Raw genomic sequence first — 24,136 nt, 5'->3', positions numbered from 1 at the left:
TAAAGAAAATATGCAATCAAAAATTTGAAGATTTTCACTAAAAATATATTCACCTACAGGAATTACCACCTTCTTTATCTTATAAATTAACTTTAATACTCTAATTGAACTTAATAAACTAATTATATAATAAATCTCACCTCAATCTATTCGTCTGTTTCGCCCCCTCAGGTTAGAGAGGGGGCGATACTATTTAAAGACCTTTTGATTTTAACAACTCAATCTGATTTACAAACAATTGAACTGGGTCAATGTCCTTGCTGACCATACCCGCGGTCTGATTAATCGCATCCACATGATCTAACTGATAATCCGAACGGATAACTTTCCCCAAATGCATGCTGTAACGCCCAACCAGACCATCATTTTGATCACGTTCTTTGGTGAACAAGAGTGATAACGCAACTAATGAATGGTGCAGCGGGTCGAGGTTGTTCAACCCTTCAGTCAGTGGGTTATAACCCAAAACGCCCCCCCACGAATAATAGTAGACCCCATTATCAAACTCTTTCCCCTCGCCTCCCCAGGTTTCAGGTAACCCTTGCGGATATTTGGCATTAAACTTACCCACATTCTCGGTCGTCAGTGCATCAATAGACTCCATAAAATCCTGCGGCAGGAAAGGCTTACCACTTAACAGAGAAACAAATACACCAAATGCAGACATGATAGTATTAACAATGTGTTCTGGAAGGCTATCAGGTACTAGCGCTGAACGAACCAAATCGGCAATTTCTGACCCGTGGTTAACCCCATTAACGGAGGTTACAGAGGCTATAAGTTCAGGATGCGTTGCAGCAACATAACGACATGCCAAAGGCCCCTGACTATGACCGATAAGGTTAACTTTTTTCGCCCCCGTTTTTGTCATGACTTCTTTGACAAATTTAAGTAATTGTTCGCCACGTACTTCGTTACTGTTGGTCGCGGAAATTGTGGCGACAAAGACTTGTGCGCCCGCTTTTTTTAGCGGCTCTTCGACACCATAAAAATAAGGGTAAACCCCTGCGATTTTGTCAAATCCAAGTAAGCCATGAACTAATACTACTGGATATTTCAAAGTTGAATTTGTAGACATAATAAATACCTTTTAGTTGGACAAAAAAAAGCCGAGAAATTAATCATCGGCTTGGGATATCACCAGCGCGATATTTCGCGACAGTGCAGGACTACGGTTTCTATTTTCTTGTAAGATAAACTTGCCAGACTCTAAATTTCAATAGTCTGAAAGACATTCTAATGCTGATTCGTTATTGTGGATATTTCGTCCACATCACATTGAATTTATGTTGTCTAATTGTACTAATACATTTAGTCAGCGAATTGCACGGTTATAACGGCATGAGAACTGAGCTTAATTTGTTAGACATAATTCCCTCTCTATCTCGCGTCTGTTCTGTAATCCCTTCCACGGCGAGCCACCCGCATATATCCAACGCCGTAACTCATCACAAGCGCCTTTAATATCGCCAGTGTTGAGTTTTTTAAGTAGCGTGGATTGAATAAATGCACGCTGTCCGATGTTATAAGTAAACGAATATAATGCTGCTTTCTGGTACTGACTCAGTGGAATTTTCACAGCCGCATCAACCGTGTGTTGGACCGGTATCAAATCTTGCTGTAATAAAGCATCGCATTCCGCATCAGAATATCTTTTACTGGGGATGATGTCTTTACCAGTGTGGCCATCGCATAAAGTCAAAATACCAGCGACATCATGGTAAGCCACATATTTTCGCCCTTCTAAACCATCATTCCCCCCCAGTAATACACCGGCAATGGCCAATGCCCCAAGAGCAGAAAGACCCATTAACTTACTACGAAGAATTGGAGACATTTTATTTCTTCCGTAATTGAAATTCTTTACGCTTATAGTGCCAGTTCACAATAAATGTTCCCGTCGTGCAGATAATGCCGACTACCATGGCCCATTCATTAAGAGATAACGCACCAATCGTTGTTGTTAACCCACCAAACCACAAGGATATCGCGCTGGAGTATTTATCCATCTTCATAGTCTCCCCCTGCCAGTTGGCCTGGGTGTATATTTGCTATTTTGGAGAAATAGCTCACCGCCGTGACTCATCCAGGCGCAGAGATTATTTGAGGATGGTTGATACTGGTGATGAGTTATAAATAAACCACACAAATAACATGGCCTCATAATTTAAATTACTTTGCAAAAATACGGTCTCTTTCTGCGATAATAGACCAACAACATGGACAAAAGGAAAATTGCTCAATGAATACCGGTTTTATCCTGCTCAGTATTTATGTGGTTGGCGTTATTATCTCTACTTTCATTATTTTCCCTCTGACACGGGATCAGAGCTTGGTAGTAAGGTGCTTATCGTCTTTTTTAATCGGTATAACCTGGCCCTTGAGCCTGCCGGTAGCCCTGCTACTCTCGATGTTCTAATTAAATGACGTGAAGAGTCTGAATCCAAAAGCGTCGCGACTCGTCGGACAAGATGTATTTTAAATTAATCAAATACTCGAGACTAAAATGAAAAACCCCGCCGAAGCGAGGTTTCTTAGACTGTGTAAGCACGACCACACAACCAACTGTTATCAGACTAATGCACTTTTTGCGGCCGCACCAACACTTTTATCATAAAAATCTAATTTTTTATTTCAGGGTCCATCTCAAGGTTAATATCCATCATGGCAAGGCAACCATCAACAAAGCCCTCTGCCATTTGTAGATTTATTCTTATTGCCCTTTCGTCTTTCTTTTGTTGCCGTGCAATAGCACGTTTGGATTGATTATAGACATAGTGTCGGATGACCAATTCCCACTCATCATACCGATGTCGTTTTAAGCGAGATACACACCCATCAACGGCTAATCCATCATCATCACAACATGAAGGTCGTGATGATGTAGTGTACGGAAGCAAACCTTTAAATCCCGCGGCGATAGAGGAGTAATCAATACCTGAATTATCTTTAGCCCATACACCCCAGCGCTCAAGAACAAGCTGAATATTGCGCCTTGGTTTTTTCTGCCCCGACGACAAATCTTTCGATACTCGCATCATAACTTTCCTTCCTTCCGTGAAATAGACTGTGTGTGCATAACACCCTCCGGCGAATTAAAAATGCTGTTCAAAATAGAGTGTAAAAACGTAGCTAAGGTGGCCTTGTTGCATTTGGCAAAGTTGGTATTGTCTGTTGGCACAAGCGTGATTGATTTAGGTTTTCTCGATTTAGAACCATCAAACATTTGGATAATGAAGTAATAGCCAACTTGATTTTACAATGCAGAAATTCCCTAACAGCGAATATGACCGATGTCAGTGTTTGATTACCAAATTTAATGAGTAATAGTTGTGCCACCTTGCCCCCTAGGGTGATGGCACAACAACTGCTTAGGTTGTCAGGTGTTCAGACTGACAGAGCTATTATTCCGTCAAACATCGGGCATTGAAATTGTATAACCAGCGATTTCCGCCAGTTCGATAAATACCGGTAATGTCGCGACAAATTGGTTCTCTTTTAAGTTCTCAACACTCACTATCTCACCATGCTCGCAACGAATTAAGACCGTACCATCCGAAGGTAGAAATTTAATCAAGTTCTCTATAGGAATCATTAGGGTAACATCCTTATATTATTAACCCCCTACAGGGGACATGATTAAACTCGATTTCAGTTCTCACAAAGTTAAGTCAAGCCACAGATTGGAAATAGCTAACATCAACTTGCCAGGGCTGTTGTTATAAAAGTTATAGACAGCCGCATTGTCAAACCCATTACCCAACCCGTCACTAAATGGCCTGGTTGAACGCCATCTCGATTCTTCTCAATATGCGCATTTTTTGTTGTAGTGGTTTCAACCAACTTCACTATCAACCGCAAGATTAAATCATAGGGTTACATCAAAATACAACCTTTGGGTTATTTATATTATTAAACCTTTGGTTTATAATTTTGAAATGAAAGAAGAAAAAAATTATCAAGAACCACCTATAGCAGCTCGCCTTTATCAGTTGATGAATAAAACCGGTGTAAACAAGTCGGGGCTTGCTCGCATATGTGGAATCAGCCCCCAGGCGGCTGGTCGTTGGTTCACTAAAGGGAAAATAAGCAAAGACTCGGCTTTAAAATTATCTGAAGCCTTTGGTGTGTCCCTTTCCTGGTTACTAAGTGATGAACCTGCTGGTGATGACATCTCAATCGTTCAACCTATCACTCTAAGTGACAGACAACGAGAATTGTTGAATTTGTTCGACCGTCTACCAGAAAGTGATAAAGATAACCATATTGAAGCGCTTCGAATTAAAGTCGAAAATTACGATCGCTTATTCAACGAATTGCTGGAGTCCAGAAATCTCAAAGAGTTATTAAAAAAGTAGAAAAATCAAATAACTAGAATCAGCAATATAACCGATCTTAGTCGTTTTTTTTCGCCTGCCATTCAAAAAGATAACCCTCCGATTGATAGTAATACAACCTATTAATTGATATGCATGCAACCCTGTGGTTTAATCCAATCATCAACGGCACAACAGTCGCTTAGGCAAGCAAGTTCTGACAATCTGAAAGCAGATAAGTAGGATATTTGATAGAGTTAATATAAGTGGGTGTTTTCTTGTTAACCCCGCAGGTTAGCATCCCACTCAAAGCCACCGGGCTGTTATGCCCGGTGTAGTGACAAAGACAGGATTACCACTATTTAGAAATTTCCGGCAACTCAGTGCTATTCTCGATATATAGCGAACGGCTGGGGAAAGCAAAGTCTGCTCCATGTTTATGCACTATATCTATAAATCTCAAATAGCAGCGCTGCTGAATTGCCAACCATTCAGCCCATACTTTAGTCTTGGTAAAGCAATAAACCATAATATTGAGAGAAGAATCGCCGAATCCATTGAAATAGACCAGCAAGGTCTGTTGGTGATCAATATCATCATTATTGGCTAAAAAATTGTGCATCTCATCCACAATCGCGCCAATTTTATCCGCGTCAGCATAGCGCAGTCCTATCGTGGTTTTTATTCTGCGATTTGTCATGCGACCTGGATTTTCAACGCTAACATCCGTGAACATGGAGTTAGGAACATACAGTGGACGATTTTCAAACGTCATTATTTTTGTCAATCGCCAACCTATTTCAACAACAACCCCTTCAATGTGGCGGTCTGGCAAACGTATCCAGTCTCCGATATTAAAAGGACGATCAAAATAAAGCATCACACCAGAAAAGAAATTACTCAGAATATCTTTTCCGGCCAGACCTACGGCAAGACCGCCAATACCACCGAAGGTCACCAACCCAGAAAAACTCATACCCAAATGCTCACCATAGAGTAGAACCACCACTACTACGAGTGTAATTTTTAGCATGCGTGATATGATTTTAGCGCTGGTAATATCACTCCCTTTCGCCACCTGCCGTTTTTCCAGCACATCAAATAATGCAAACATCTTACGAATTAACATCAATAGAATTAGTGACATACAGACGAAATTAACCGTCCGGGGTGTGACAAAATTTACTTTTATACCAGCGAGCGCATTATTAATAATGTTTCCCGCCACAATCACCATTACAGACCACAGAAGGAAACTAACAAACTGTAAAATAAAATTATATCGAGAATGGTGCCGTCTCATTCCCCACATCGATACAATTAATAAAGCAATGACACAACCGATAACTAAAATCAGTCCAACAATATTTTCCATAGTAAACTGAGCAACCATATGCTTTATGTCCTCAAACATACCTCATCACATTTGCTACTCTGTTGATTCTATAGCAATTGATGATTGAAATATAGGCTTCAACATTTCCACCATCGTAAAGAATATTTTACTTTACACCATAATTCTGCATTTATTTGATTCTCCAACAAAACCATGTTGGCACTCATCGTTATATTCTGCACGATAATATCAGTTAAAATACATATTATTAGCACACTAGGAATAAATGCACTTAAAAAATAAAATCTCTACCTTATCTATGTGAATTGAAGCGATAGAACAAATGCAGGAAACAATACCTGCATTTAGATTGCTAAAAATATCTTTAAATAAGATAACTAAGCCAAATCAAGATTAGCGTAATAACAACCTGCTGATTTAGTTACCATTACTTTAGGATTCATTTTTACCTTTTCTGCAATAGATTCTGCAAGTCCCCCAACTTCTGCCGTAGATTTAGTTTCACTTTTATAGTTGTACTCGGCACCTGGAAGTATTTTTCTCACACCTGATGCAGTAATAATTACCGTTCGCGAGAAACCTTTCTCTTCCATTTTTTTATGAAGATCGTCGTAGTCTGTGGCTTCTGGATCACGCAATTCAACTCTAACAGTAAATTTAGCCATTTCAAAAACCCTACATTAACTATGGAATAGCCAACATATCAATTTCCTTTGCCTGTGGAAAGCAAGTAACCTTGCAAGATGTGGCTGAAGTCCCAGCATTGAATATTAGAGCCAAACCAAGTTGATTCACATCAATAAAACAGACAAACCATTAACAATGATTAAGATTTTTATGATGCTTTATTCTAAATTTTTCATCACTTTAGTTCTTTATTACTATTTTATGGACATAGCTTAAGCGTTTTTACAGCATGTGCTAAAATCGGATAATCAAAACATTAGGTGAACAATCATGGTCTTTGTCATTATCTGGTTTGTTATTGCAGGACTCAGTGAGTATTTGGTGTGGGAATATCCCCTATTAGCGGTGTCATTAGCGCTACTCTTTATAGGGCTGGGCGGGTACTGGGTTTATAGAGTAAGAAAGATTCAGGTAAGTGACGAACCATCAGTTGAGACCAGGTCGAAGTCTATTAGTAATATAAACTTGGCTTTCTCTACAGTAATGCTGGCTATTCATGCTCTTATTTTATTGCTATTACGCTAAACAGTTTTATAGCAAGGTCTGCTTTAACTGTGCCATTGACTCCACGCTGAAATAAGTATCCAGGCAGCAATCATCCAGCATAAGACTGCGGCTGTTAATGCTACGGGTAAACGTAAGTGATCAATCAAAAAATATAGTGATATCAGATAGATGAAGTAAGGAACAATAGCCCATAACCCAAAGATTATTGTTACACGCAGGGCTTGGATGCTACGTTCGCTGCCGACAACATAATGCGCAATAAGAGCAAATGTGGGAAATAACGGAATTAAACCGGCGATGTAGTAATTGCGTGTTTTCGCTAATATTCCAATCAATACCACTACACAGGCACCGATTAATGCTTTAAGTAACAGACTCATCATTGTCTCGAACGATTATAAAACAAGCTGCCTATAGCCTAAAAAGAACTATCTAAGCGGCAGCATGAGTGTATAGGGGCGTTACAAGTTGTCTCAAGCGGTTATTGGCGGTAACCACTTTTAATTTGAGCAAGTGTATTGGCGAAAACTTCAGCTTGAGCGGTGTCGGCAACATCGCCAATGGAACGTTCGATTTTTAAGATTACTTTCCCTGCATCGGCTTGGCCGATCGCTTTTAACAGTAGAGTTACAGTCGCTTTCAAAAATGCAACTTCATTCGCTAAAGTTTCTGGGTCTGCTGAAGTAGTAAAGTCTGGATTACTCATTTTTTTTCCTGAAATAGCCTCTAGACAAGATGATGGGGTTCCCCTGCACCACAGTGAACATAGCGGCATTATTAAACAATTATAGTATTATATCATAAACTGATGATTAGCTTTGATAACCTGTGCGCAATCTAAATGGGTGACATAGACCAAGGAAGTCGGAGTGCAATGTTGTCGCCCCCCACCCCGCCATATCATTATCGGCATAAATTAACTTAATTAAGTTACATTTGTTCATAAAGAACATATCTTTTGGGGTACAGATAAGCAGCGCCAAAAATCACGCATTTTTAAAGTATATAAGAGATAATTAATAAATAAAAAATAAGAATTATTCCTAGCTTTGTGAATGCTGTAGAACTGTCTGATTGTTAGTTTTTTCAACACGTTGTGTTTTGTTGTATAAAATTAACTTTGGGAAGTTTAATAATTATTTTTTTGTACGTCCCGAAGTAATGCCAAGAAAAATCTTAAAAACTTTTCTTTTTTTATCATGTCATAATTGATAAGCCTGCTATTTTATGTACATAGCAAAAGAGATGATAAGAATAATATCTGTCAAACAATATAGATATGAATTTGCAATTATTCTGTATTCATTCTTTGCGCGAAAACAAGTAATATCATTGCCGTAAGTAAAGCGTGATTAGGTTACTCCCTTATTTTTGGAGAATTTTCTTTGATTAGCGTTCTTCTTGTTGATGACCACGAACTGGTGCGCGCAGGGATACGACGCATTCTTGAAGACATCAAGGGTATCAAAGTAGCGGATGAGATGCAGTGTGGCGAAGATGCGGTAAAATGGTGCCGTAACCATATTGTTGATATCGTTTTGATGGATATGAATATGCCCGGCATCGGCGGGTTGGAGGCAACTCGTAAAATTTTACGCTTTTCCCCAGATACTAAAGTTATCATGCTAACTATCCATACAGAAAACCCGTTGCCTGCGAAAGTTATGCAGGCTGGTGCGAGTGGATATCTGAGTAAAGGCGCGGCACCTCAGGATGTGGTAACTGCCATCAGAGCTGTCCATTCCGGGCAGCGTTACATTGCTTCTGACATTGCACAACAGATGGCTTTGGGGCAGTTAGAGCCGCCGACAGAAACACCTTTTAGCTGTTTGTCAGAGCGTGAGTTACAAATTATGATAATGATAACGAAAGGCCAAAAGGTGAATGAGATATCAGAGCAACTTCACCTGAGCCCGAAAACTGTGAACAGCTACCGCTATCGGATGTTTAGCAAGCTGAATATTAGTGGTGACGTTGAATTGACTCACTTGGCTATCCGCCATGGCTTGTTCAACGCGGAGACATTATCTAATAGTGACTGATTGTTTTGATTCTAAAGAGTTTTTGAAAACTGTCACCAGCCAACCTGGTGTTTACCGTATGTATGATAAAACGGGGACAGTTATTTATGTTGGAAAAGCAAAAGACCTTAAGAAGCGTCTGACAAGTTATTTCCGCGCTAATGTTGCTAGCCGTAAAACAGAAACTTTAGTTAAAAATATTGCTCAGATTGACGTGACTGTTACTCACACTGAGACGGAAGCGCTACTGCTTGAGCATAACTACATCAAACTTTATCAACCCCGCTACAACGTACTGTTGCGGGATGATAAATCCTACCCACTTATTTTTCTCAGTGCGGATAAGCATCCGCGTTTAGCTATTCATCGCGGAGCTAAACATGAAAAAGGGGAGTATTTTGGGCCATTCCCTAATTCCTACGCAGTTCGCGAAACCTTAGCATTACTGCAAAAACTCTTTCCTGTTAGGCAATGTGAAAACAGTGTCTATCGCAACCGGTCGCGGCCTTGCCTACAATATCAAATTGGCCGTTGTTCTGGGCCATGCGTAGCAGGTTTGGTGAGTGAAGAAGAGTATCAGCGCCAGGTTGACTATGTGCGTTTGTTCCTGTCAGGCAAAGATCAACAAGTATTGACACAACTGATCTCTCGCATGGAAGAGGCCAGCCGATTGCTTCATTTTGAAGATGCGGCACGTATCCGTGATCAAATACAGGCTGTACGGCGAGTGACGGAACAACAGTTTGTTTCTGGCGATAGCGAAGATCTTGATGTCATCGGTGTGGCATTTGATGCCGGGTTAGCCTGTGTCCATGTGCTCTTTATTAGGCAAGGAAAAGTTCTGGGCAGTCGCAGCTATTTCCCCAAAGTTCCTGCGGGTACGGAATTGAGTGAAGTTGTTCAAACATTTGTCGGACAGTTCTATCTGCAAGGAAGCCAGATGCGTACGCTTCCAGGTGAGATTTTGTTGGATTTCACACTTGCTGAAAAAGATCTATTGGCATCTTCTCTTTCTGAATTAGCGGGAAGAAAAATTCAAATTCAAAGTCGTCCTCGTGGTGATAGGGCTCGTTATCTTAAACTCGCCCGAACCAATGCGTCAACGGCACTGGTTACACGTTTGTCCCAGCAATCGACTATCCATCAACGAATGAAAGAATTAGCTAAAATTCTTAAACTTGATGAGATAAATCGCATGGAATGTTTTGATATCAGCCATACGATGGGGGAACAAACTGTTGCATCCTGCGTAGTATTTGATGCAAATGGCCCTGTACGTTCGGAATATAGGCGCTACAATATTAGTGGTATCACGCCCGGTGATGATTATGCAGCAATGGCTCAAGTGCTTAAACGTCGATATGGCAAAGCATTAGATGATAAAAAAATCCCGGATGTTATCTTTATTGATGGAGGGAAAGGTCAGTTATCGCAGGCTTTTGATGTTTTTGCCTCGCTCAATGTTCCATGGGATAAACAAAAACCTTTATTAGTTGGTGTTGCCAAAGGCAGTGATCGAAAAGCAGGATTGGAAACATTATTCCTGGCTGCTGAGGGGGAGGGCTTTTCATTGCCACCAGACTCACCCGCATTACATTTGATTCAACATATTCGTGACGATTCTCATAACCATGCCATAACAGGGCATAGGCAGCGTCGTTCAAAAGTAAAAAATACTAGCGCATTAGAACTAATAGAGGGAGTGGGCCCTAAACGGCGGCAAATACTGCTGAAGTATATGGGAGGACTGCAACCTTTACTTAACGCTAGCGTCGAGGAAATTGCAAAAGTGCCGAGTATTTCACATGCATTGGCAGAAAAAATCTACAATGCATTGAAACACTGAAGCTAATGTTGCACCATACTCATAATATCCACACCAGCCAGATAGTTATCGTAGCATTATGCAATTGAATATACCGACTTGGCTTACCCTGTTCCGTGTTGTACTCATCCCATTCTTCGTTCTGGCGTTTTACCTGCCATTCGTCTGGGCCCCGATGGTTTGTGCCATCATATTTGTGTTTGCAGCTGCAACCGATTGGTTTGATGGTTTTTTAGCTCGGCGCTGGAAACAAACAACCCGCTTTGGTGCTTTCCTTGACCCGGTTGCGGATAAAGTCATGGTGGCCATTGCGTTAGTCTTGGTTGCTGAGCACTACCATGTTTGGTGGATAACTTTACCAGCAGCAACAATGATTGCTCGTGAGATTATCATTTCTTCCCTCCGTGAATGGATGGCCGAAATTGGTAAGCGTAGCAGTGTTGCGGTCTCATGGGTTGGTAAAGTCAAAACAACCGCTCAAATGGGTTCATTAGTTGGACTACTTTGGCGGCCAGATCATAATGTTGAACTGGCGAGTTTTATTCTCCTCTACATCGCAGCGGTTCTGACATTTTGGTCAATGTTTCAATATTTAAACGCTGCCTGGAAAGATTTGCTCGAACCTTGATCGAAGCGCCGGAAAAAGCAGCAAACGAACGAATTAGTCAGATAATTTTATTGACTCATCGCGTCAGGTAAGTAGAATGCATCGCATCAGACGGCAGCAACGAAATGTCGAAAGATAGCAAAAGAATCAGTAAGTTCTAATGTTGCGGGAATAGCTCAGTTGGTAGAGCACGACCTTGCCAAGGTCGGGGTCGCGAGTTCGAGTCTCGTTTCCCGCTCCAAATTAGTAGGTTGGCTTTAGGCGAACCTCAGTAGTAAGGCAAAGAAGAATAAGGCGCGTTGGCAGAGTGGCCATGCTACGGATTGCAAATCCGTCTACCTCGGTTCGACTCCGGGACGCGCCTCCAGTTTTCCAGAGCCCGGGTGGTGAAATCGGTAGACACAAGGGATTTAAAATCCCTCGGCTTATGGCTGTGCGGGTTCAAGTCCCGCCCCGGGCACCATGGAAACAAATCTAAGTAAAACAAAGTAGTATGAGTATGTCGTTAACCGCCGAGAGGCGGTTTTTTTGTGTCTAGCGATTATCAAAAATTGAAAAGTGGCGACAGAATGGCGACACCTTGGCGGCGGAGCTTTTTTGAGCAGGATAGTCTGGCAGTGATTTAGGCGAAAAAAATCCCGCAAAAGCGGGATCAGAGCAAGGCAGATAAATTTATTTCCAGCCGTCAGAACATCACCACCTGCCCTCCAGTTTGCGGGTGAGGCATTACCGGGTTAATCTCGCCTGGCTTTGATATTGAACGCATAAAACTTTCCATCGTCACAAAGGTATGGCCGCAATTCACATTAATGCACTGGTGATAGCGCTCTTTGGTTTCGATGGTGATTTGGCTGCTACTACGGGTATGGGCTGCGCTATGGCATAAAGGGCAATTGAACATGATCCGGACTCCGGCATCATCCCGGCTATGGCCGGTGTTAATGAGAATTATGCGTGATTATTGATTAAAAATCATCATTCCAGATCCAAATCATCTATTTTCACCTCTAATTCCAGCGCGGTAGTAAAACCGCCGTCACTCACGGAATGAGTAACAGTCACCAACGTCCAATCTGCTTCATCAATCTGTTTTTTGAATCCGCTCACTTTAACTGGCACTTCTGGATAGAGATCCGCGCGCCCTTTCGCCAGTTGGATAGAGAATTTCGCCGCGCCGCGTTGCAGCCGTTCCCAATTCGATTTAGCCGCTCGCTGTGCATTGTGTTTGCTGGCGTAAGTGGTGCGTAAAGTCAGCACATTTTCATCCGTACCAATCAAATATTCGCCCTGCTTCTCTTCTGGCTGTTTGGGTTTGGCGGTATTGGTTGCTTTGCTTTTTCGCTTACGCTTTACCTTAACCACCGGCTTTTCGGTAGTACGGGTATTCAGCCAGTTCGCCACCACACCGGTATAAGCGCCCCGGTCAGCCATATTAAATTGATGGCCGTCACCCAGGCTGCGAATAATAGTCATCACCGGAATCGGTTTACCGCTGGCGGTTTTCGCCTGGCCCTGACGGATAAATAACAGATTGCCATTTTTCACAGCGGCAATCGCGCCATATTGTTTTGCCAGTCGGGTAATAAAGTTGCCGTCTGATTCGTTGGTTTGGTCTATATGGTCAACCGCCAAATCAGCCATGACTTTATTTAACGTTGGCGTGAGTTTATTGCGCTCGGCGACGGTTTTAATTATCCCGCCAATAGTAGTTTTATGATAAGAGTGATCACGGCGAATATTGAGCGTTTCACGAAAATCCGCACTGCGGGCGCGAATCGTCAGCTTATCCGGTGCGCCGCTATGCTCTATTTCATCTACGGTGAATATGCCTTTATTAACCAACGCCGCCCCTTGCCAGCCTAGCGCAACGGCTATTTTTGCTCCGCGACGGGGCAGCACTAATTTACCGTCTGAATCATCCAGTTCAATATCAAGCTGATCCGCTTCAAAGCCCCGATTATCGGTCAAAGTTAACGACATCAACCGCTTTTTAATGCCGCCACTTTTATCAATGCCATCCACGGTAATAGAATAATCCGGTGCGTTATGACCGTTATTTAACAGGCTATCTATCATCGTCATGATAATAATCCGCTGGCGGTGTCCGATATTTGAGTAGCGATATCGTCAAATTGCTGGGATAAATCACCAAACATCTCTTTTAATGATTCATCGGTGCGTTTTAATGTCAGCGTAAATTCAATTTTACGCGCCGAGCCATCACTGAAAAATATACTCTTGGTACGGCTCAGACTCTCAATCACAAACATGCCGTGGATCGCCCCGCTCCCCTCAATCAATGACCAGGCCTTGCCGGTTTCCGCCATCAGTTGCAGCGCCATCAACGAGACTTTACCGCCGGTCAATTCAGGGTATAACACGCCGGATAGCGTAATAGACTCTTCATCTGGCCCCAGAAATTGACTCACTGGCCGCTTGCCAATACGCGCAGACGGGTGACGCCATGCCATTTGATGCTGAAAATCTTGATAGGGGACGGTTTGCAGCATAAAAACAAACATCCCAAATGCCATCATCATGTTAGTGCTCCTTAGTCGTCATGGTCTTGATAGCTGCGGTTTAATTTACTTTGCGTCTGGCGGTTATGAGCCGCTAATTGGCGGGCTACCTCGCGGGCGATATCCTGCGCATCATGCTGCGGCAAGGGGTAAATATTGATAATTGGTGCGCTATTAGTAGATTGATTTTGCTGCTGATTCCCTGGCTGGCCGCTGCTGTGATTGCGATACTGCGACGCGGGTAAACTGTAGGGATGCAGCGGTGCGGCAGCGGCCTGATAGCCACTGAATAACATGGAAGCGGCAACCGCCATAGCGGCAGTATTACGGCGGCCGGTGACGTGCGCCGGGCCGTTAATAATTTCCGGGCCATGCTCCCCTACTACACCAAATTTACCCAACGGGATGTCACCGCCGTTATCATATTCACCGGTATATTTCGCCGCGATATCAGCGGCGCTATTGCCCTTTGGCGCGGGCTTCCAGGTAATGCCGTAGTTGCCAGCGGCAGCGGCTACCGCCGGATTAGCTTGTGCCAGTTCGCGGGTTTTCTCGGATCGCTGCTTCACCTCATTCAGCTTTTCCAATACCCACTTAATGGATGAAATCAGCGCATTAAGGGGAGTCATGGCAAAGCTGATACCATCGGCCAGAAACTGACCGAAAGATTTACCGGCATCGGCAGCGCTGTTTAAATTGGCGGTGGTTGATTGCACCGGTTCCAGTAATTTTTTAAACCAGTTCCACACGTTTTTTACCGCATCACCAATCCAGTCAAACACCGGCCCCAGCGGTTTCAACGCTTCTCTAATCGGGGCGGCGGCTTGCATAAAGCCCTCCACCACGCCACCGAGAAACGCCTTAATCGGCTGCCAATACTTGTAAATCAACAGGCCAGCACCCGCGATAGCCGCACCAATCAGGCCTATCGGGCTGATTAATATCCCGAACATGCCCCCTAAACCGCCAAGGGCAAAACGCAGGAATTTAAGCGGGGATTTAGCCAGCCAGCTCACGGCATTACCCAACATTTTAAAACCGCTGATACCGGATTTAACCGGCGAACGCACCACGTTAACCAGACCATTACCCAGCCCTTTAAGGGTGGCAATCGCCGACTGACCACCATTTTTAGACAGGGTAAGCAGTGAGCGGCTAAAGTGGCCGATCTGTTGGGTAGTGATGGGGGTGGTACTCGCCAGTTTAGACATACCAAACGACAGGCGCGGCAGTAAGCGGATACCTAATACCGAGGTGGTGAAGCGCAGTAGCGCGAATGGCCCTAAAATACCCACGGCGGCAATCGCCAGCGCACCAAATGCGGCGGTAGTGATAGCCACTACGGTACCTATTTTCACTATCGCGGTACTGACCTGCGGGTGTGCTTTCAGGAATTCAGCCACACCGTGCATAAACTCGCTGATCCCTTTGGCGGCAGAGCGCAACCAATCATTATTTTTCTCAAATAATTCAACACTGATATTTTCCATCGCCGCGTGCAGAATGGTCATATCACCTTTGAGATTATCCAGCATGGTTGACGCTACCCGCGCCGCTTCACCATCATATTCACCGGGCTTACCACGCATCTTATCTAACGAGCCATTACCGGCAGCGTGCATCAACACACCAAAACCGGTGACAGCATATTGTCCGGCAATATTTTTAAAGATAGCCCCGCGTTCAACGTTGCCCATTTTGGCGGTTTTATCACTGATATCTTTGAGGATATCCACCAAATCGCGCATATTGCCGTTCTTATCGGCGGTCTTAACCCCTAAATCGCTGACCGCTTTAGAGTTACCAATGCGACTTAAAATACTGCGCATGGTGGTACCGGCCTGACTGCCCTGAATACCGGCGCTGCCCAGCATGGCAGTAGAGGCTGCGACAGTTTCCAGGCTCTGGCCGTATTCGCGCCCAACGCCAGCGGAATATTTCATAGACTCGCCCAGCATCGGGATATCCACGTTATTGCGGGTGAATAACGCCGTCAGCACATCGGCCACCCGATCCATCTTCTCCGCCGGAATCCCCATGGCGGTTTGAATATTAGACGCGATATCGGCGGTAGTACCGAGATCAATATCACCGGCTGCTGCCAAATTCAGCATACCCGGCATCGCGCCTAATACCTGTTTCGGGCTATAACCGGTGCGACCCAGGAAATATTGCCCTTGCGCCACTTCCAGATCGGTAAATTTAGAAGAGAGCGGCAAGGTGCGGGCCTGATGGCGCATCGCCTGCATATCCGCGGCGTTTTTATCAGGAATGCGGGTCACGGCTTGGGTTTTACTCATCATACCGTCAAACTCATAGCCCACATGCAGCGCTCCGGCTATTCCACGGCCCATGGCGCGACCAGTGGAGAGCGAGGTGTAACCCAGTCCGGCGGCAATGGCTTTGCGCTGATTGCTGTTATCAAAGCGGTTACGGGCGGCACTAAGTCGCTGTTGCTGCTGGGCTTGCTGTTCTAACCGGCGCTGTTGTGCGGTCAGTGCGGCGGTGGTGCTGGTGATATTGGCTTTAAGGGATCGCTGTGCCTGACCTAATCGGTTAGTGGCAATACCGCTATTTTGCAATGCGCTACGCTGGGTATGTAGCGCGGTGCGTAAGTCATTGTATTTTTGTTTTAGTTTGGCGGCGGCTTCGCTGGCGCGTTTAAACTCTCTGGTTTGCTTCGCGGTCGGTGCAGCACTGTTTTTTAGTTCGCTGGCAAGCTGACGCGCTTTATCACGGGCAGCGGCCAGCGCCTGAGCGGCACCATTAACCGCCGCTTTATTCTTACGAAAACCCTCAATGTTAGCCGCCTGGCTATTGAGTTGTTTTAATTCTTGTTTGGAATTTTTAATAGATGCGGCCAGCGTTTTATTGCTGGCCAACATAGATTTAAATGGCTTGGTAACTTTATCAATGGCACTTAAAGAAACCTGCAAGCGGAGGTTCTTATCACTCATCATTGCCCCCGTTACGGATAATGGCCTTATGTCGCCACTCTAAAAGCTCGCCAATAGTCATTGGATCGGTGGCGGATGGCGGCCAGTGAAAGGTGACCGCGATATCAGCAACTAAATCGTCAACCGTTAAGCACTCAGGTAGTCTGACTTGACCGAGTTCGGCAAGAAAAAAATCGCCAGCGCCTGAGACAGCGCGTAAATATCTGCTGGATCAAGATTGCTGATTTCTGGCACGGTCAGATTAGGGGTAGTGATGCGAGGTAATACACGGATCAGCGCGTCAACATCGGTATCTAACAGCGCTTGCAACTTGGCCCCGCGTAATGCGCCAGCGGTGGGTTTATTCACCGTAACTTCGGTGATGGTGGTATTACCCCGGACAATAGGCACATCCAGAGTAATTACATTAAATTGGGGTTCAGTCGTGTCTTTTTTCATAATAATTATCCGATTAAAAGTTAGGAGGCTTGCCCGCGAGTGCGACGGGGCGACTGTTCCTACGGGCGCTCCGGCGGCCTAAGCCGCTACGACCCGAACGGAACATTTCCCCATCGATTGGGCTATCGCGACTCGTCATCCACTCTCTGATGGAGGGATGTTACAAGCCAATATTGCGGCGGTGGGCTTCCAACATATCGACGCCGTTGACCATTTCGACCATATTCACAATATCGACCTCGATCAGCACTTCGCCGTCCCAGGTCAATTTGTAATAGCTGTTTTTGGTGGAAATCTTGGTGGTGGTGTTATCACCTTGCTTGCTGTCGCCGCCATCAATTTCCTCATGACGGCCGCGCATCACAATTTCTACCGCGTGGGTTTCGCCGGTATCGTCGCGCTGATAGGAGCCAGCAAAGCGCAGTAACACACCATCAACCTTGGTGACGCCCCATTGCTTGTAGATCTCGGACTCAATACCGCCCAGCGTCCAGTCAACATCCAGCGCCCCGTCAGCCAGCCCCAAATCGACCTTAGCGCTGCCGTTCATGCCGCCACCGCGAAACTCTTCAAATTTGCGGTTTAATTTGGGCAAGGTGATGGATTCAACCACCCCTTGATAGCTGTTCCCGTCATTGAATACATTCAGGAACTTAAGTTTGCGTGGTAATGCCATAATTAAGCTCCTTAGCTATTAACGGCGGCGGCGAAATTAGCCAGATAGCGATCAGTAATGCGCTGGCGCAGGGTTAAATCTTCCAGCGGCGGTACCGGCGTATAGTCGTAATCAATAAACAGGCGGCCCGCTTTGAGAGTGTCTTTATCGTTCACGCTATCGTCGTACCAGCAATCGCCATCGATCAAATAGCCCAATGATTTCAGCTCGCGCATTTTGGCGCGAATACCCTCAATAATGTCTTTTGCCAGTGACGGGGTAAGCGGCTTATCGTTAGCCCACATATGGGCCTCAGCCATGGTGTCAGCTAACACTTGAGCGGTACGGGTGTAGTTCTCAAAGGCAAACAGCGGATCATCAGAACAAGAGCGGGAACCCCAGAAGCGATAACCATCTTTGCGGATCAACGTGGTGACGTCTTTACTGTTGAGTAAATTGGCATCGGTGGCGCTGTTTTGCAGATCCCAAAACACATCTGCGCTAATACCAGTGACGCCATTCACCCCGACGTTGGACAGTGTTTTATGCCAGCCGACATCATTATCAATCTTGGCGCGCAACCCCAAGGCGCGGGCCGTGGCGTAAGCAGTGGTTTCGGCGTTGGCGACGGTATCCCAACTAAGGAAATCCGGCCAAATCACCATCGCTTCGCGCTGGCTAAAGTTATCACGGTAGATAATGGCCTCTTCTTTGGTTTTACAGCCATAGGCGCTGATGTAGGCAAAAGCGCGTAGGCTCTGAGCAATGGCAAGCAGTTCAGTGGCAACTGCTTTGGTGTCATGCCCTGGCACGCCCAAGATGCGCGGCTTGACGTCAAACTTACCCTGGGCGGCTAACAGCGCTTTCATGCCGGTATAACGGCCATCGGGTGTTATTCCGCCAATAATATTGGAAGTGGTTTCAGCTTCGGTTTCACCCTGTGCCACACGAACAACTACAGTGAGTGGCTTGGTTTGGTCGCTGATAGCATCCAGTGAATGGGCTAAGGTACCGGTTTCACCGGCCTTGCCGCTGGCGGCCAGCACATCGGTGAGCAATACCGGGGTATTGAGTGGAAACAGGGTGGCGTCAGCATCATCGGAGGTACATACCATCCCGACCACCGCCGTACTGACAGTGCGGATCGGGCGAGTGCCTTCGTTAATTTCAATGACGCGCACACCATGGTGGTAATCGGTTGCAGACATGCGGTTTTCTCCGGTTAAGCGTTCATTCGCTATGATGCCGGATAACTACGCGCGGGGCAGTTGATGGGGGTTGTGTGAGCGGTGGCACAAGATAAGGTGGCACTATTACTGATTAAGTAATGAGTACCACTATTTATAGAAACAAATAAGGATGATTACATACCCGGTGCGGCACTTTCGTATTTTGCGTCAGGCGTTGGTTTTGCACCTAATGACTGCCGGAATTCAGCAAGAGACATACAGGCACATAAATCCCCATCTTTATTGACGCAAGCCACCTGCGCATAATCCGTTAGCCCCAGACCTCCCGAACCACCAGGATTGCCACCTTTTTTAAAGGCAATAAATGCTTCCATATAAATAATAAAAGCTCTTATGCTTTTACCATTATTGAGAACATCATTTAAGGAGACACCGGTTCTACCAGAGAAATAGGTTTGCGCCCAGAGTGTAAATTCACCTGGATTAAGCATGCCGCCATAAATCAGGAAATGATGATCATCATTGCCTGATAGCGTGCTTTTAGCTTGTTCATAATTAATAAACTTTATTTTTTCGGATTCTAAGTCGGCCTTACTTCTTTTAAATTCAATTAATACCCACTTATTGCCCTGAGTAAATATATTGTCACCGGCTTTCTCGTGGTTGCCAGCTAATGGGGCTATAGCGGCTGTTTTACTCAAATATTTAGCCACGAAATAATATTCAACAGTTTTTTCCCACCATATCATGGTGCCAGCGGTTTTATCTTGCCCGAACATCACAGCTCCTATTGCTGCTATCTGGATGATAAATATCACTATACATCTATTTGGACGGCACGCATTAACAGTATTGTTTATAAGCTATTCGATGACAGGCGGCCAGACTGGCACCCGATAACCTTGATTCACCGCTTCAATCAGTAACCACTGTAGTAATTCTGGTAACTCAATCAGCGGCCAGTTTTCCAGTGTTGGCCACGAACGATACGCGGCGCGGGTTGCGGTGAGTTCTGCGCGTTGCGCTTCCGTCAGTGGTATATCATCAATCGAGTAATCACTGACCATCATGGGATCGGTTGCAATAATAAAATCATCACGGTGAATACGGGCTTTTGCTGCAAGTTCATCGGCTGTTAGTGGTTGTTGTGGGGAAGCATCTACCCAGGCAGGCACTCCATCAACAGAGCCACGCACCTTACCCACTGGCGGCTCCCCTGTGTAAAGTGTAAATATATCCTCATCAACATCTACACCAGACTCGGGCCACATTCCGGCTTGTTTATAATCTTCCATGCTTGAGTAAGGGAAAAATAGATTTTTAATATCACTGAATAAATATTTCATTTTATTTTCCTATGGCGATGTAATCAGTACCTACAATGCCAAGGGTGTTTGAATTTAATAACCACATGGCAAATGAGAAGTTTGTCCTACCGTCACCCAACGGCCCCATATGTGCTGAGTAACGCGTACCCGGTGGATTTCCGGCACTCACTGGTAATAAAGCCAATGTAAATCCGGCGATAAACGGAATAGGGAAATTTACCAATGCATAACCAGCATCGGAGCTGGTCGCCCGCCCACGTTGGATAATGGTGCCATCAGGATATTTCACCCAGCCAGTGCCAGACGTGAATGAATTCATGTCGGGTATTTGCCCCACTCCCGTTCCGACATCTTTCACCGCCACCGTTCCACAACCGAGATTAATTCTGGCGTTAGTTTTGGCGATTTCACCTTTGTTTTTAATTTCGATTAAGTCATTAACCACGCGGAGCGTATCGTTAAAGAGTGCAACGCCTCCGGCGATACCAGAGCTTAATTTAGCTGCATCTCCCAAACCCAAAGCAGTGAGGGCGGCTTGCACAAAAGCGGTATTCGCCAATTGTTGGGTATTATTTCCCGCAGCCGGTGTAGGGGCAGTTGGTTTACCCGTCAGTGCGGGGCTGGCTTTCGGCGCGTATTGTGAATGGGGATCAGGAGCGGCCAGATGTTTAACCATCAGGTCATCTGCATAGGCTTTTACCTCAATCACCCTATCATCCACATACTTACGCGTTGCCAGCACTACCGACGGATCGATTTTCAGCGTGACCGCTTCGGTACTACTGACAATCAACACCATGCGCACGGTCTGCGTGCGGCCACTGCCCTCTTGTAACAGTGGTTTATAGGTGTCCGGGCAGTTGGCAATGGCGATCAGAATGCCGTCTTTATCGAATAGGCCAACTTCACGTATCCACCAACCACCGTCCGTTTCGGGGATCACTTGCTCGGCGATAATCTGGCTACTATTCGCCTCATCAATACTTAATGAATTCAGTGCAGCGCGGCGTTTTTCACCCAAAAGCTGAGTTTGTGCCGGGTTAGGTGTGGGTAATACACCACCACCATCCCCCACCGCCATCTGTGTAATCTGCAATTGAGTACCGAGAGCGGCCGCATCTGCCAACTTGGCCGCCCCCAAATTGGTCAGTAGCGCAAAATATTTCACTGTCATGGGTTCACTCTCATATCATCAATTAGATGCACCACACCGCCGCAATAGCCCTGGCCGCTGACGGTAATAGTTTCGGGTAAATAGGGGTAAATAGTCATTTCATCACCGTCATAGCTGGCGGCACTAATGGGGATCGTGCCGTTAACATCGAGATTTATCGACAGGCCGATCAGATGGCGGCTGCACGGCTTAGCATCATCAATCAGCCGCTCCAGCTCCTGATACATTTCTTCGGTAATACCGGTTTCCAGCACCCCCACATCAAGGCGAAAGGTGCCGGGGGTTTCGTTGGTCTTCCACCACTCAATCACCTTGATCAGATAACCGAGCGGCTCAACCACGCGACGAATAGCACCAATGGTGCCTTTGCGTTTATGCACGGTGTAAGCGGCTTTAACCACTGAGCGCTTAGTGGCTTCCGGCCACTGCTCATCCCAGCGATCCACCGACCACGCCCAGGCTAAATATGGCAGCAATACCAGCGGGCAAGTGTCGGCGTTCCACAGCTTGCTTAATGGCACCTCAATATCCGCCATACGGGCACAGGCTTGCGCAGCGGCGATCTCCAGCAGGGTAGAACCAACTGGCAATAAGCGTTTATTCATCAGAGCCGCCCACCGTCAAGCTATAACCGGTGCAATGAGCGGCTTGCGTTCTATCCAACACCACATCTGCCAGCGGCGCGACCAGCTCGACCCGTTGCACCCCCTCAACATGCAGTGCAGCATAAATAGCAGATTGGCGAATATCGCGACCTAAGCGGCGTTGGGTGCTGATATAGGTGTTTAGCCTGGCTTCGGCGGCGGCGCGGATCGGTTCGGCTTCTGGCCCCGGATAAAAATAGAGCGTGGCGTCAATCTGATATTCCACGATAGCGGCAGAATTAACCGTTAGCCGATCCGCCACCGGCCGCACGTTCTCATCGTTTAGCACGGTAAAAACTTTATCCAATAAATCTTGTGCGGCTATGCCGTTGCCCTCGCGTGAAAGTACGGTGACGGTAACGCAAGCGGGGGATGGACTAATCGCGGAGGCGTCAGCAATCCGGCCATCAGCGCTGCGGGCGTGATATTCGTAAGCGCCAGTTGGCCCGGCCACGCTCAACCCCTCAAAGGCTTGCGGGATACGCACCCGAAAATCGTCGTCAGATTCCATCACTGCGGTAATCGGCGGGATGGCGTCTGGATTGGCTGGCGTGATGGTCAGTCGCGCAATGCCATTGTTTGCGCCCAGCTGATCTAAATCGCTACCGATAGCATGAGCCACCATCACCGCCTGCGCCCCCTCATTGACACGCTGACGCAACAGCAATTCACGGTAGGTACTTTCCTGCAACAGCTTCACAATGGGTTCCGACTCAAATGATAGTGTTAGGCGCACCGCGTCTTGTTGGTCAGTCGGATATAAGGCAATAAACGCCTCTTTGCGCACGGCAAACAGGCTGTCAAAATCCAGTGATTCAATCACCAGTGGGGCCGGTAACTGGCTTAAATCAATGATTGCCATTATTGGCCTCCTAGTGGTACGGCCAAACTCAACCGGCTATCGCTATCGGTGCGGCTACCGGATAAATCCACTATCATCTGGCCGTCAATCTGGGTGGTGATACTGATGGCATTTAAAGTCACACGCGGTTCCCAACGCATCACCGAGCCATACACCGCCGCCATCATTTTGAGACGTAAAGCGGGGTTTTGTGGCTGGTCGATCAGAGTGGATAACAGCGAGCCATAATCACGGCGCATCACCCGCGTGCCTTGCGGCGTGGTCAGAATGTCGCTGATTGACTGGCGAATATGGTCAATATCTTCGATGTTTAAACCGCTGTTGCGGTTCATGCCGATATACTTATCAGTTGTCACTTAATCCCCTCCGTCCAGCTTCCACCGTGCTGCACTCCGCCGTGGTTATGCTTATCAACCACCACCCCATTAGATGAGAACTGGCCGCCGGAATGCGTGATATCTCCGCCCATTGTGCCGCCCTTTTTTACTTGTAAAGTGGCGGTAGTCAGATGCTGGGTGCACTCCACTTCGGGAGTATCCAGTGTGATTTTGACCGAGGCAGTACAGGTAATATTGGGGGCAGTGACAGTGACTGACTCGCTGGCCTCAATCACCGCAGTGGCTATTCCGGTTACGGCTAAGTGGCTGGTTTCCGGCTCATACTCAAAACGCGCACCATCGGGAAAAGTGATCACGATGGCGTCAGGCGATTGTGACGGCGCTGGATTGGCATCTGAAAAGATGGCGGGCAGCACAAAACCGGTGGTGAGTTCACCGCCGATACTGAGTACCATCACTTGTTCACCCACCGATGGCGCAGACCAAAAACTTACCCGACCGGCGCGTAGCGTTAACCAATTGAGCCAATCGGTTTCAAGGTTACCGATTTTGACCCGGCACAATCCGTTAGCAAGGTCGACGTCTGAGACAATGCCAATGCGGATAATGTTAGCCAATAGGCGTGTGAGGCCAGCAATAAGAATATTCATGCGGCCAGTGTGCCGCCTACAGGCGCGCGCGGCATGTAATGGGTTTTGTGTGAGGGATGGC

At 46.1% G+C, this 24,136-nt stretch carries 29 protein-coding genes, 3 tRNA genes and 1 pseudogene; 9 read left to right on the top strand and 24 right to left on the bottom strand.

Going from position 1 to position 24,136, the window contains the following annotated elements; genetic code table 11:
* Positions 1-193: 193 nt before the first annotated feature.
* From FTB31_RS16815 to FTB31_RS16805, 3 genes are all read right to left on the bottom strand, one after another.
* Entirely contained in the window at positions 194-1,078 is an 885-nt protein-coding gene (locus FTB31_RS16815; RefSeq protein WP_077174617.1) for an esterase/lipase family protein, read from the bottom strand.
* 276 nt (positions 1,079-1,354) lie between these two features.
* Positions 1,355-1,837: a lysozyme gene (locus FTB31_RS16810; protein WP_227731634.1), complete on the bottom strand. Its 483-nt coding sequence runs from the start codon at positions 1,835-1,837 to the stop codon at positions 1,355-1,357.
* A 1-nt stretch (position 1,838) separates the two neighbouring features.
* Positions 1,839-2,015 carry a phage holin family protein gene (locus tag FTB31_RS16805; RefSeq protein WP_050077521.1) on the bottom strand — a complete coding sequence of 59 codons (177 nt, stop codon included), beginning with the start codon at positions 2,013-2,015 and terminating at the stop codon, positions 1,839-1,841.
* 227 nt (positions 2,016-2,242) lie between these two features.
* Here FTB31_RS16805 and FTB31_RS16800 point away from each other — a divergent pair, with 227 nt between their 5' ends.
* On the top strand, positions 2,243-2,419 hold the full coding sequence (locus FTB31_RS16800) for a GhoT/OrtT family toxin (RefSeq protein WP_050077520.1): 177 nt from the start codon (positions 2,243-2,245) through the stop codon (positions 2,417-2,419).
* Positions 2,420-2,621: 202 nt separating this feature from the next.
* Here FTB31_RS16800 and FTB31_RS16795 read toward each other — a convergent pair whose 3' ends face one another.
* Positions 2,622-3,041 (bottom strand): antiterminator Q family protein, encoded by a 420-nt coding sequence (locus FTB31_RS16795; protein ID WP_050077519.1) that lies wholly within the window; start codon positions 3,039-3,041, stop codon positions 2,622-2,624.
* A pseudogene (locus tag FTB31_RS21600) lies at positions 3,038-3,241 on the bottom strand (hypothetical protein); the annotation flags it as partial. The gene FTB31_RS16795 and the pseudogene FTB31_RS21600, both read right to left, overlap by 4 nt.
* A 697-nt stretch (positions 3,242-3,938) precedes the next feature.
* On the opposite strand from FTB31_RS21600, the gene FTB31_RS16785 reads away from it, so the two are divergent.
* Positions 3,939-4,358 (top strand): helix-turn-helix domain-containing protein, encoded by a 420-nt coding sequence (locus FTB31_RS16785; protein WP_227720384.1) that lies wholly within the window; start codon positions 3,939-3,941, stop codon positions 4,356-4,358.
* A gap of 316 nt (positions 4,359-4,674) precedes the next feature.
* On the opposite strand, the gene FTB31_RS16780 is transcribed toward FTB31_RS16785, so the two are convergent.
* Both FTB31_RS16780 and FTB31_RS16775 read right to left on the bottom strand, forming a co-directional pair.
* The gene (locus FTB31_RS16780; RefSeq protein WP_050077516.1) at positions 4,675-5,709 is read right to left on the bottom strand and encodes a mechanosensitive ion channel family protein; all 1,035 of its coding nucleotides are present in this window, start codon (positions 5,707-5,709) and stop codon (positions 4,675-4,677) included.
* Between the two features lie 341 nt (positions 5,710-6,050).
* A complete protein-coding gene (locus FTB31_RS16775; protein WP_050077515.1) occupies positions 6,051-6,338 on the bottom strand; it encodes a hypothetical protein in 288 nt (95 codons plus the stop codon).
* Positions 6,339-6,630: 292 nt separating this feature from the next.
* On the opposite strand from FTB31_RS16775, the gene FTB31_RS16770 reads away from it, so the two are divergent.
* The gene (locus FTB31_RS16770) at positions 6,631-6,885 is read left to right on the top strand and encodes a hypothetical protein (protein WP_050077514.1); all 255 of its coding nucleotides are present in this window, start codon (positions 6,631-6,633) and stop codon (positions 6,883-6,885) included.
* Positions 6,886-6,908: 23 nt separating this feature from the next.
* Here the strand turns inward: FTB31_RS16770 and FTB31_RS16765 are convergent, their stop codons facing one another.
* Together FTB31_RS16765 and FTB31_RS16760 are read right to left on the bottom strand one after the other, a co-directional pair.
* Complete coding sequence (locus tag FTB31_RS16765; protein WP_050077513.1) at positions 6,909-7,247, bottom strand: GlpM family protein; 339 nt, start codon at positions 7,245-7,247, stop codon at positions 6,909-6,911.
* Positions 7,248-7,348: 101 nt separating this feature from the next.
* Positions 7,349-7,573, bottom strand: a complete 225-nt coding sequence (locus tag FTB31_RS16760; RefSeq protein WP_050077512.1) for a DUF2594 family protein — start codon at positions 7,571-7,573, stop codon at positions 7,349-7,351.
* A 679-nt stretch (positions 7,574-8,252) separates the two neighbouring features.
* On the opposite strand from FTB31_RS16760, the gene uvrY reads away from it, so the two are divergent.
* From uvrY to FTB31_RS16730, 6 genes are all read left to right on the top strand, one after another.
* The gene (gene uvrY / locus FTB31_RS16755; RefSeq protein WP_050077511.1) at positions 8,253-8,909 is read left to right on the top strand and encodes a UvrY/SirA/GacA family response regulator transcription factor; all 657 of its coding nucleotides are present in this window, start codon (positions 8,253-8,255) and stop codon (positions 8,907-8,909) included.
* Positions 8,902-10,734 (top strand): excinuclease ABC subunit UvrC, encoded by a 1,833-nt coding sequence (gene uvrC / locus FTB31_RS16750; RefSeq protein WP_050077510.1) that lies wholly within the window; start codon positions 8,902-8,904, stop codon positions 10,732-10,734. The genes uvrY and uvrC overlap by 8 nt, the downstream gene beginning before the upstream one ends.
* A gap of 58 nt (positions 10,735-10,792) precedes the next feature.
* Positions 10,793-11,341: a CDP-diacylglycerol--glycerol-3-phosphate 3-phosphatidyltransferase gene (pgsA, locus tag FTB31_RS16745; protein ID WP_050077509.1), complete on the top strand. Its 549-nt coding sequence runs from the start codon at positions 10,793-10,795 to the stop codon at positions 11,339-11,341.
* 144 nt (positions 11,342-11,485) lie between these two features.
* Positions 11,486-11,561: transfer RNA gene (locus tag FTB31_RS16740), tRNA-Gly, on the top strand.
* A 52-nt stretch (positions 11,562-11,613) separates the two neighbouring features.
* A tRNA-Cys gene (locus tag FTB31_RS16735) sits at positions 11,614-11,687 on the top strand.
* A 10-nt stretch (positions 11,688-11,697) separates the two neighbouring features.
* Positions 11,698-11,783 (top strand) — tRNA-Leu (locus FTB31_RS16730).
* A gap of 222 nt (positions 11,784-12,005) precedes the next feature.
* On the opposite strand, the gene FTB31_RS16725 is transcribed toward FTB31_RS16730, so the two are convergent.
* The 15 genes from FTB31_RS16725 to FTB31_RS16655 all read right to left on the bottom strand — a co-directional run bounded on the left by FTB31_RS16725 (position 12,006) and on the right by FTB31_RS16655 (position 24,075).
* Positions 12,006-12,221 carry an ogr/Delta-like zinc finger family protein gene (locus FTB31_RS16725; protein ID WP_004705487.1) on the bottom strand — a complete coding sequence of 72 codons (216 nt, stop codon included), beginning with the start codon at positions 12,219-12,221 and terminating at the stop codon, positions 12,006-12,008.
* A 74-nt stretch (positions 12,222-12,295) separates the two neighbouring features.
* On the bottom strand, positions 12,296-13,402 hold the full coding sequence (locus FTB31_RS16720) for a phage late control D family protein (protein WP_227731633.1): 1,107 nt from the start codon (positions 13,400-13,402) through the stop codon (positions 12,296-12,298).
* Positions 13,399-13,860: a phage tail protein gene (locus FTB31_RS16715; protein WP_227731632.1), complete on the bottom strand. Its 462-nt coding sequence runs from the start codon at positions 13,858-13,860 to the stop codon at positions 13,399-13,401. Before FTB31_RS16715 ends, FTB31_RS16720 begins: the two co-directional genes overlap by 4 nt.
* An 11-nt stretch (positions 13,861-13,871) precedes the next feature.
* Positions 13,872-16,796, bottom strand: a complete 2,925-nt coding sequence (locus tag FTB31_RS16710; protein ID WP_227731631.1) for a phage tail tape measure protein — start codon at positions 16,794-16,796, stop codon at positions 13,872-13,874.
* Positions 16,789-16,899: a GpE family phage tail protein gene (locus FTB31_RS16705; RefSeq protein WP_227731691.1), complete on the bottom strand. Its 111-nt coding sequence runs from the start codon at positions 16,897-16,899 to the stop codon at positions 16,789-16,791. Before FTB31_RS16705 ends, FTB31_RS16710 begins: the two co-directional genes overlap by 8 nt.
* Positions 16,900-16,922: 23 nt before the next feature.
* The gene (locus FTB31_RS16700; RefSeq protein ID WP_049596255.1) at positions 16,923-17,234 is read right to left on the bottom strand and encodes a phage tail assembly protein; all 312 of its coding nucleotides are present in this window, start codon (positions 17,232-17,234) and stop codon (positions 16,923-16,925) included.
* Between the two features lie 160 nt (positions 17,235-17,394).
* Positions 17,395-17,910 carry a phage major tail tube protein gene (locus tag FTB31_RS16695; RefSeq protein ID WP_227731630.1) on the bottom strand — a complete coding sequence of 172 codons (516 nt, stop codon included), beginning with the start codon at positions 17,908-17,910 and terminating at the stop codon, positions 17,395-17,397.
* Positions 17,911-17,921: 11 nt separating this feature from the next.
* On the bottom strand, positions 17,922-19,097 hold the full coding sequence (locus FTB31_RS16690; protein ID WP_227731629.1) for a phage tail sheath protein: 1,176 nt from the start codon (positions 19,095-19,097) through the stop codon (positions 17,922-17,924).
* Positions 19,098-19,252: 155 nt separating this feature from the next.
* Positions 19,253-19,858, bottom strand: coding sequence for a hypothetical protein (locus FTB31_RS16685; RefSeq protein WP_227731628.1), 606 nt, complete (start codon positions 19,856-19,858; stop codon positions 19,253-19,255).
* An 84-nt stretch (positions 19,859-19,942) separates the two neighbouring features.
* A complete protein-coding gene (locus tag FTB31_RS16680) occupies positions 19,943-20,425 on the bottom strand; it encodes a phage tail protein (protein ID WP_227731627.1) in 483 nt (160 codons plus the stop codon).
* Position 20,426: 1 nt separating this feature from the next.
* Positions 20,427-21,581, bottom strand: coding sequence for a phage tail protein (locus tag FTB31_RS16675; protein WP_227731626.1), 1,155 nt, complete (start codon positions 21,579-21,581; stop codon positions 20,427-20,429).
* Complete coding sequence (locus FTB31_RS16670; protein WP_227731625.1) at positions 21,578-22,186, bottom strand: phage tail protein I; 609 nt, start codon at positions 22,184-22,186, stop codon at positions 21,578-21,580. Before FTB31_RS16670 ends, FTB31_RS16675 begins: the two co-directional genes overlap by 4 nt.
* Positions 22,179-23,087, bottom strand: a complete 909-nt coding sequence (locus tag FTB31_RS16665) for a baseplate assembly protein (RefSeq protein WP_227731624.1) — start codon at positions 23,085-23,087, stop codon at positions 22,179-22,181. Before FTB31_RS16665 ends, FTB31_RS16670 begins: the two co-directional genes overlap by 8 nt.
* Positions 23,087-23,443: a GPW/gp25 family protein gene (locus tag FTB31_RS16660; RefSeq protein WP_227731623.1), complete on the bottom strand. Its 357-nt coding sequence runs from the start codon at positions 23,441-23,443 to the stop codon at positions 23,087-23,089. The genes FTB31_RS16665 and FTB31_RS16660 overlap by 1 nt, the downstream gene beginning before the upstream one ends.
* Positions 23,440-24,075: a phage baseplate assembly protein V gene (locus tag FTB31_RS16655; RefSeq protein ID WP_227731622.1), complete on the bottom strand. Its 636-nt coding sequence runs from the start codon at positions 24,073-24,075 to the stop codon at positions 23,440-23,442. The genes FTB31_RS16660 and FTB31_RS16655 overlap by 4 nt, the downstream gene beginning before the upstream one ends.
* Between the last annotated feature and the right edge of the window lie 61 nt (positions 24,076-24,136).

Source organism: Yersinia proxima (assembly GCF_902170785.1).
Lineage (GTDB): Bacteria > Pseudomonadota > Gammaproteobacteria > Enterobacterales > Enterobacteriaceae > Yersinia > Yersinia proxima.
The sequence above is the reverse complement of the archived record's forward strand: the minus strand, read 5'-3'. Positions and strand labels throughout refer to the sequence as shown.

What these genes read in the sequence shown, in the direction of transcription:
- FTB31_RS16815 (WP_077174617.1), bottom strand. Translation starts at nt 1,078, where the DNA reads ATGTCTACAAATTCAACTTTGAAATATCCAGTAGTATTAGTTCATGGC.
- FTB31_RS16725 (WP_004705487.1), bottom strand. Translation starts at nt 12,221, where the DNA reads ATGTTCAATTGCCCTTTATGCCATAGCGCAGCCCATACCCGTAGTAGC.
- FTB31_RS16695 (WP_227731630.1), bottom strand. Translation starts at nt 17,910, where the DNA reads ATGGCATTACCACGCAAACTTAAGTTCCTGAATGTATTCAATGACGGG.
- FTB31_RS16675 (WP_227731626.1), bottom strand. Translation starts at nt 21,581, where the DNA reads ATGACAGTGAAATATTTTGCGCTACTGACCAATTTGGGGGCGGCCAAG.
- FTB31_RS16690 (WP_227731629.1), bottom strand. Translation starts at nt 19,097, where the DNA reads ATGTCTGCAACCGATTACCACCATGGTGTGCGCGTCATTGAAATTAAC.
- FTB31_RS16710 (WP_227731631.1), bottom strand. Translation starts at nt 16,796, where the DNA reads ATGAGTGATAAGAACCTCCGCTTGCAGGTTTCTTTAAGTGCCATTGAT.
- FTB31_RS16670 (WP_227731625.1), bottom strand. Translation starts at nt 22,186, where the DNA reads ATGAATAAACGCTTATTGCCAGTTGGTTCTACCCTGCTGGAGATCGCC.
- FTB31_RS16775 (WP_050077515.1), bottom strand. Translation starts at nt 6,338, where the DNA reads ATGGCTAAATTTACTGTTAGAGTTGAATTGCGTGATCCAGAAGCCACA.
- FTB31_RS16715 (WP_227731632.1), bottom strand. Translation starts at nt 13,860, where the DNA reads ATGATGATGGCATTTGGGATGTTTGTTTTTATGCTGCAAACCGTCCCC.
- FTB31_RS16760 (WP_050077512.1), bottom strand. Translation starts at nt 7,573, where the DNA reads ATGAGTAATCCAGACTTTACTACTTCAGCAGACCCAGAAACTTTAGCG.
- FTB31_RS16795 (WP_050077519.1), bottom strand. Translation starts at nt 3,041, where the DNA reads ATGATGCGAGTATCGAAAGATTTGTCGTCGGGGCAGAAAAAACCAAGG.
- pgsA (WP_050077509.1), top strand. Translation starts at nt 10,793, where the DNA reads ATGCAATTGAATATACCGACTTGGCTTACCCTGTTCCGTGTTGTACTC.
- FTB31_RS16780 (WP_050077516.1), bottom strand. Translation starts at nt 5,709, where the DNA reads ATGGTTGCTCAGTTTACTATGGAAAATATTGTTGGACTGATTTTAGTT.
- FTB31_RS16800 (WP_050077520.1), top strand. Translation starts at nt 2,243, where the DNA reads ATGAATACCGGTTTTATCCTGCTCAGTATTTATGTGGTTGGCGTTATT.
- FTB31_RS16770 (WP_050077514.1), top strand. Translation starts at nt 6,631, where the DNA reads ATGGTCTTTGTCATTATCTGGTTTGTTATTGCAGGACTCAGTGAGTAT.
- FTB31_RS16700 (WP_049596255.1), bottom strand. Translation starts at nt 17,234, where the DNA reads ATGAAAAAAGACACGACTGAACCCCAATTTAATGTAATTACTCTGGAT.
- FTB31_RS16810 (WP_227731634.1), bottom strand. Translation starts at nt 1,837, where the DNA reads ATGTCTCCAATTCTTCGTAGTAAGTTAATGGGTCTTTCTGCTCTTGGG.
- FTB31_RS16680 (WP_227731627.1), bottom strand. Translation starts at nt 20,425, where the DNA reads ATGAAATATTTATTCAGTGATATTAAAAATCTATTTTTCCCTTACTCA.
- FTB31_RS16685 (WP_227731628.1), bottom strand. Translation starts at nt 19,858, where the DNA reads ATGTTCGGGCAAGATAAAACCGCTGGCACCATGATATGGTGGGAAAAA.
- FTB31_RS16765 (WP_050077513.1), bottom strand. Translation starts at nt 7,247, where the DNA reads ATGAGTCTGTTACTTAAAGCATTAATCGGTGCCTGTGTAGTGGTATTG.
- FTB31_RS16665 (WP_227731624.1), bottom strand. Translation starts at nt 23,087, where the DNA reads ATGGCAATCATTGATTTAAGCCAGTTACCGGCCCCACTGGTGATTGAA.
- FTB31_RS16720 (WP_227731633.1), bottom strand. Translation starts at nt 13,402, where the DNA reads ATGACGATGATAGATAGCCTGTTAAATAACGGTCATAACGCACCGGAT.
- FTB31_RS16655 (WP_227731622.1), bottom strand. Translation starts at nt 24,075, where the DNA reads ATGAATATTCTTATTGCTGGCCTCACACGCCTATTGGCTAACATTATC.
- FTB31_RS16805 (WP_050077521.1), bottom strand. Translation starts at nt 2,015, where the DNA reads ATGAAGATGGATAAATACTCCAGCGCGATATCCTTGTGGTTTGGTGGG.
- FTB31_RS16785 (WP_227720384.1), top strand. Translation starts at nt 3,939, where the DNA reads ATGAAAGAAGAAAAAAATTATCAAGAACCACCTATAGCAGCTCGCCTT.